Origin of the sequence: Microcystis sp. LEGE 08355 (genome assembly GCF_015207185.1) — a bacterium.
GTDB classification, from domain to species: Bacteria; Cyanobacteriota; Cyanobacteriia; order Cyanobacteriales; family Microcystaceae; genus Microcystis; species Microcystis panniformis.
Window position 1 is genome coordinate 1 of record NZ_JADEXI010000902.1, and the last position, 1,260, is coordinate 1,260.

At 40.5% G+C, this 1,260-nt stretch carries 1 protein-coding gene and 1 pseudogene; one reads left to right on the plus strand and one right to left on the minus strand.

Annotated elements, in window-relative coordinates:
- Nucleotides 1-131 precede the first annotated feature (131 nt).
- On the minus strand, nt 132-986 hold the full coding sequence (locus tag IQ242_RS25100; protein WP_193961824.1) for an SBBP repeat-containing protein: 855 nt from the start codon (nt 984-986) through the stop codon (nt 132-134).
- Between the two features lie 167 nt (nt 987-1,153).
- On the opposite strand from IQ242_RS25100, the pseudogene IQ242_RS26575 reads away from it, so the two are divergent.
- A pseudogene (locus IQ242_RS26575) lies at nt 1,154-1,260 on the plus strand (PD-(D/E)XK nuclease family protein); the annotation flags it as partial.

Sequence of the window (1,260 nt, forward strand, 5' to 3'; positions counted from 1 at the left end):
ACCTGTCAGCTTTTTTGCCGCATCTTTCAAGCTTGATTTGATTTTTTCAGTCAGTTCAGTTACCATAGTTGAGAGTGGGAGTAACAAGTTGCTTCTCTAGTCTAGATGGTAACTTATTAATACGCAAGTCCCTAACCAGATGTGCCAAACTGCGCCATCCACAGTTGATTACCATTGGCATTATACTTAGCAATAAAGGCATCTGAACCTCCTTCAGTCCGACCAGAAACATAGGTATTACCACTACTTTCACTGCTGATTCCTGTAGCATAGTCAGAATAGACTGAACCAAACTGCTTCACCCACAGTCGATTGCCATAAACATCATACTTAGCGACAAAGAAATCATTGTTTCCGAAATTAGTATTACCGGGTAAACTGCCATTAGTGTAACCAGTAACATAGATATTGCCATAACTATCGCTGCTGACTCCACTACCGGATTCTACCCCAGATGTACCAAACTGTCTATAACCTGTCGTCCCGAAAGAGAAAGCCATCTCAATCTCTACCGCTTGTCCCCCAAGATTTATCACCGCATGATCATTTTCCGCTTTTAATTGAGCCAATTCTGTAGGGGTTAAACTTTTCCCCGACACTAAATTAGCAAAAATTTCTCCCTCATCTCCGGCGCTATCCACCGGATTAATTTGAGCATCCACATAATGCCCAATTTCTTCTAAAATTACATTAACTATCGTTGCTGAGGAAGCCGTATTTAAAAAAGATGCTGATAGATAAATCTTATTCTTACTGCTGGAATATGCACCATTCGCCGTCCCTAAAACCTCATTACTGAGTACCTCAATTGGGGGAAGTTGACTGAAATTTCGACTTTGCCACTGCTGTCGTAATTCTGTCGCCTTAACCAGATCATAACTTGTGCCAAAAGCGGTTTCTAAATTCGCCCAAAAACCATCAGATTGAGCAAAATTGAACAAAATATCGTCAACAGCAGAAAGAATCGGCAACAGGGTAGAAGTCATGACACTAACAGCAAAAGTTTATTGCTAACAGTTTTAGCCCAACAAGTGCAAATTTTTCAAGACCACTGTAACAGAAATTAACATTTATTGCAAGAAAACGGGTTTCTCAAAGAAACCCGTTTTCTCGATAATAGGCTAACTGCTGTTTTATTCACGATAATCCTATTATGCCTAAGATCTACCGTCTTGCCCAAGGTCATTTAAACCTATTGGAAACCTGTCCACCGAGATTTCAAAAAGTCTATCTAGAGGAACTTAACACACCGGCTGACCC